Source organism: Natronomonas sp., assembly GCF_046710025.1.
Lineage (GTDB): Archaea > Halobacteriota > Halobacteria > Halobacteriales > Haloarculaceae > Natronomonas.
Genome location: NZ_JBKEGK010000211.1, coordinates 1 through 4,548, shown reverse-complemented (window position 1 = coordinate 4,548; position 4,548 = coordinate 1). Strand labels below are relative to the sequence as shown.

The window sequence follows — 4,548 nt, the reverse complement described above, 5'->3', positions numbered from 1 at the left end:
GGAACGGATACCCCGGCGACCGAATATCGAGACCCAGAAGATACCGGGCGGTGAGGCGCTCAAACCACGCGCCGAGGTGACAGCATCCGAGAACAAACACGAGTATCGGCGCGCCCACGACCAGGACAACGAGCGCGCCGCCGACGGAGAGGCCGACGGTCAGGAATACGAGATAGGCGATCCCAAGCGGGAACGCCAACAGCAGGTACGTGAGGTTGCCGTACGTTCTCGGGCGCAACGGGCTCAGAATCACCGACTTCGCCGAGGGCCGGGGGAGCTCCGACCGGGAGGGGAGGGTGGGGGACCGCATACTCGAAAGGTCCGGACGCCGGGGAACAAAACTCCTCTCCCTCGGCGTCCGTGCTGAGGGCGATTGGTCCCGCACCGGCCCCCGGCCGATCCGGTTCGCTGCAGCTTCGAAACGAGCCGTAGTTACCCGAACGGTTATTTCGCTCCCGCGATGACCCTGACCCGGATCGATGCCGGTGTCCCCACGCCGTTCCGAAGCGTCTCGAATCTGGTCGTCGGGTCCCGCACCGGCGGCCGGCTGCCGCACCGACGCCGTTCGTGCCGGGGACTGCGACCGATGATGCAGCGAGGGGGCTCCGAAGAGGAGGCCGTGCTGTCGCTTTTGAACGATGAGTACGCGCGGACGATCATCGTCGAGACGTACCGGGAGCCGCGTTCAGCATCCGCGCTGAGCACTGCGTGCGATGCCGACCCCTCGACGGTGTATCGGCGTATCGGCCGACTGGAGGATAGCGGGTTGCTCGACGCCCAACAGCGTCTCGACCCGGAGGGACATCACTACAAGGAGTACACGGCCCGACTGGAACACGTCGGCGTGAACGTGACGACTGACGGACTCGATGTCGATGTCGAGTACGTCGAGCGCGAAGCCGCGGACACGTTCACCAGGCTGTACGAGGAGTTCTCGGGATGACTGTGGTCGACGTCCCCGCCGTGGTGAATCGGCCGCCCGAAATCGTTTCGGCAGCGGGACCGTTCGTATCGTCGGGAATCGAGGTCACCGGCGGGCCGACGACCGTCGTGTTGCTCGGCATCGTCACCTTCCTGCTCGCCAGCCTCCTCGCCGTCCTCGTCACCTACCGGTTCGTCGAAGGGTACCGCCGGACGGACTCCCGTCCGGTCCTGCTGTTGGCGATCGGGATGTTCTTTCTCGCGCCAGCGCCGATGTTCGTCCGACTCGTGACCGCCAACGTCGACGTGGCCCCGATCGAGGTGCAGACGCTCGCCGCGTCTCTCTCGGAACTGACGGGACTGCTCGTCCTCCTCTACGTCGTGTACACGACATAACTATGTCCGCCTCACTTGCCACCCTCACCGCCGTCGTGTCCGCGCTCACCGCGATAGTGGGGTCGTTCGTCGCCTACCTGGCGTACCGCGGCTACCGTCGGAACGACAGCCGACGGATGCGGGCGCTCTCGTTCGGGATCGTCTGTATCGCCGTCGTTCCGTACCTCGTCGACCGGGTCGTCGATCCGGCGACGGGCGCGTCGGACGCCGCCCTCATTGTGCTCGTCACGCTTTCACACGCTATCGGGCTGGCGGCGATCTACACGACGTTTGATCGGTAAGTAATATAAAAATCTTTTGTCGATTTGGCGACCCGCCAACCCGGTCTCCCGCTATATGCCGTTCCACCGTCTTGGTCCAACTGTAGTGCACTCATGAAATTCAATCCAACCGCAACGCGAAACGGACCGGACGCCCCGGACGACGGCCCCGTTCGTCGGTTCGCCGGCGCGCCGTTCCGAACCGAAACGTACGCAAAGCTGCTGTATCTGTTATTAGCGTTCCCGCTCGGGATCGCCTACGTCGTGTTCCTGACCGTCGGCCTCTCCGTCGGCGTCGGAACGAGTCTGTTACTCGTTGGGGTGCCGGTAGTCGTTCTCACGGTCGTCGGCGTCGCGTTCCTCGGAGCCGTCGAAGCTCGGCTCGCGTCGGGGCTTCTCGGCGTCGAGGCTCCGCTTCCGGAGCCTCTCCGGGCCGATAATCCCGACGGGCTCCGACGGGTAGAAAACGGGCTCGTCGAGACCCTCCTCGATCTGTTCACCGCCCCGACCACGTGGACATCCCTCGCGCTGTTGATGCTCAAATCGATCTACGGCCTGTTCGTGTTTGTCATCTCAGTCACCGTTGTCACGCTGACGGCAGCGCTTCTCGGCGCGCCGCTGGCGTACGACGCCCCCGACGTGACGTACACGATCGGCACGTACGCCGTCGATACGCTCCCCGAGGCGCTCGGCCTCGCTGTCGTCGGGGTGGTCATCGGCCTCGGCTCGCTGTATCTGCTGAGCGGGCTCGCCACCGCCGGTGGGCTCATGACGGCGACACTGCTGGAGTTGGACGACCAACGGAACGGTGAGGAGTGATCACGGTGGCGAGCGCACTTCCCCACTGTCCGCCGGTCAGCCACACACCGGAGGAACGATCGACGGTCGCCCTCGGCGAGAAACCGGCCGGACAGGTGTTCGAGGCGCTGGCCTCCGACACCGCGCGGGCGATCATCAAACGGCTCTCGGCCAGCCCCGCGACCGCCTCGGAGGTCGCAACGGCCGTCGACACATCGGTCCAGAACGCCGGGTACCACCTCGGTCGGCTCGAGGACGCCGGCGTCGTCGCCGAAGCCGACGTGTGGTACTCGGCTCGCGGCAAGGAGATGTCGGTGTATGCGCCACGTGTCGAGGAAGTGGTGGTCCGCGTCCCGGGCGTGACCGATACCGGAGCCGACGCAGCCGGGGCCGAGACCTCCGAAGACGACCGCGGCGGCCGGGAGCGCTGAATCGGGCGGCAGAGATCAATGCCGGCAACTGACGATCGCCGGGGTCACAGTGTGATCATTTCTGATCGTACACGTGCGCATCGGAGCCGTCTCGGACTACCTGAGGAATTTCTCGGAGACTTGTCGAACGCGAACCGATACGGGGAGTCGCGCCCACGATCAACACGCTTTCGGAGCGACCGAGAGGTCAGATATCAAGATCCAGCACGGGACAGCGAGACGGACAGTCCCGGCCCAGACGACCGCCGTGGACGTGACTGCGCCGTCGGTCCGGTCGATCCGGACCGACGGTCATTCTCGGGTTGATACAGAACTACGGTTATAGTAGACGGCTCAGCGTACACGAGTTGCCAACGCTCGACGCCCTCATCCGTCGTTGCGCGACCGCGCCGCCCCCTCGTTCCCGTCGTCGAACCGCACGACGAGCCGTTCGGCGGCGAGCGCATAGACGGTCATCTCCCGACCCTTCTCGGAGTACCACGTTCCGACGGGTGTGATCAGGTCGGCCTCGTGGAGCCGCGAGAGGTGGTAGGCGACGTTCTGGAGGGACTTCTCGACATCTCCGGTGATGCCGGAGGCGGTGCTCGGTCGCTCTTGAAGCACCGCCAGTATCTCGCGGGCGGACGTCGAGGAGAGGACATCGAGCGCGTCGGCCGGTTCGTCGGGGTCGACCACGATGTCCGTGCGTTCCCGCGGGGCGTGTTCGACCGGCGGGTGGTGGGGAAAGGCGCTTGCCATGGGTTATGTGAGGTCGGTATGTCGGATAGTTCTGTTTGTTCGGTACGTGCCGAACAAGCGAATCAAACAATTTAATGCTTACGGAACAGTTCAGAGATGTATGACGCTACGCGGCACTCATTACCCACGGGACACCCATCGGACACGGAGGCCACCGCACACACATGAGTGAGGACGCCCGGGCCGCCGCGCGCGAACGTGTCATCGAGTCCATGGAGCAGTCGGCCGAGGTGTACGGGTTGAGCCGGAGCGCCGGTCGGGTCTACGGCGTCCTCTACTTCGCGGCGGATCCGCGCTCGATCCCGGAGCTCGTCGAGGAGACCGGCTACGCGAAATCGACGGTCAGCAACGTCACCAGAACGCTCACGCGGCTCGGACTCGTCCACCGCCGCTCCTCGGAGGGGGGCGGCAGGCGGGTGCGGTTCGAGGCCGAGCCCGATGTCTGGTTCATCCTCCAGGACGTGTTCGGACAGTACATCCGGCGCGAGCTTCAGACGACGCTTCGGGCCGTCGAGCGGGCCGAAGCGCAGCTTCCGGAGGGCGACAGTCGCGAGCGTGAGCGCATCCGACAACTCGAATCGACCTACGAGGACCTCCAAGAGATCGTTCAGTTGGCGTCGGGGTACTCCGCGGCGGAGCTCCGCGAAGCGCTCGAGTCATACGACGGGTAGGTGGCCGAGACCCCAATCCGCCGGGCGCTCAGGCGCATCGTCGGCGCGGATCAGTCGTTTCGGACGGCTACCAGTAGACGGTGTACGTACACTCGTCGTCGCCGTCTCGGCGGCACGCCGAGCCGGTCTCCTCGAGGAAGACGAACGCGTCGACGGGCGCGTAGTGCTGGGCGACACCGCGGAGGAGGCCCCGGTCGAACCGGCACGGGTAGGGGGTACGACACGTCATCTCGCCGGAGCGCTCCCCGGCGCGCTCGAACCGGTAGTGACCGATCTCACCGCCGCGGTGGTTGCGGCGGTAGGCGTCGTCGATCGATCGAAGGCCACCGGGGA

8 protein-coding genes and 1 pseudogene are annotated in these 4,548 nt (G+C 65.5%); 6 read left to right on the top strand and 3 right to left on the bottom strand.

What is annotated here, in order from left to right; all coding sequences use genetic code 11:
• Positions 1-310 (bottom strand): sensor domain-containing protein (locus tag ACI944_RS12170; RefSeq protein WP_411719312.1); only part of this gene is annotated, 310 nt, incomplete at its 3' end.
• A 279-nt stretch (positions 311-589) separates the two neighbouring features.
• Between ACI944_RS12170 and ACI944_RS12165 the strand changes: the two genes are divergently transcribed.
• The 5 genes from ACI944_RS12165 (at position 590) to ACI944_RS12145 (ending at position 2,806) form a co-directional block, all read left to right on the top strand.
• On the top strand, positions 590-943 hold the full coding sequence (locus ACI944_RS12165; RefSeq protein WP_411719313.1) for an ArsR/SmtB family transcription factor: 354 nt from the start codon (positions 590-592) through the stop codon (positions 941-943).
• Complete coding sequence (locus ACI944_RS12160; RefSeq protein WP_411719311.1) at positions 940-1,317, top strand: hypothetical protein; 378 nt, start codon at positions 940-942, stop codon at positions 1,315-1,317. Before ACI944_RS12165 ends, ACI944_RS12160 begins: the two co-directional genes overlap by 4 nt.
• A 2-nt stretch (positions 1,318-1,319) precedes the next feature.
• Positions 1,320-1,598: a hypothetical protein gene (locus ACI944_RS12155; RefSeq protein WP_411719310.1), complete on the top strand. Its 279-nt coding sequence runs from the start codon at positions 1,320-1,322 to the stop codon at positions 1,596-1,598.
• A 93-nt stretch (positions 1,599-1,691) separates the two neighbouring features.
• On the top strand, positions 1,692-2,396 hold the full coding sequence (locus tag ACI944_RS12150) for a sensor domain-containing protein (RefSeq protein WP_411719309.1): 705 nt from the start codon (positions 1,692-1,694) through the stop codon (positions 2,394-2,396).
• A 5-nt stretch (positions 2,397-2,401) separates the two neighbouring features.
• Positions 2,402-2,806, top strand: coding sequence for an ArsR/SmtB family transcription factor (locus tag ACI944_RS12145; protein WP_411719308.1), 405 nt, complete (start codon positions 2,402-2,404; stop codon positions 2,804-2,806).
• Positions 2,807-3,172: 366 nt separating this feature from the next.
• Here the strand turns inward: ACI944_RS12145 and ACI944_RS12140 are convergent, their stop codons facing one another.
• Positions 3,173-3,544: an ArsR/SmtB family transcription factor gene (locus tag ACI944_RS12140; RefSeq protein WP_411719307.1), complete on the bottom strand. Its 372-nt coding sequence runs from the start codon at positions 3,542-3,544 to the stop codon at positions 3,173-3,175.
• Between the two features lie 164 nt (positions 3,545-3,708).
• On the opposite strand from ACI944_RS12140, the gene ACI944_RS12135 reads away from it, so the two are divergent.
• Positions 3,709-4,215, top strand: a complete 507-nt coding sequence (locus tag ACI944_RS12135; protein WP_411719306.1) for a GbsR/MarR family transcriptional regulator — start codon at positions 3,709-3,711, stop codon at positions 4,213-4,215.
• Positions 4,216-4,282: 67 nt separating this feature from the next.
• Here the strand turns inward: ACI944_RS12135 and ACI944_RS12130 are convergent.
• A pseudogene (locus ACI944_RS12130) lies at positions 4,283-4,548 on the bottom strand (hypothetical protein); the annotation flags it as partial.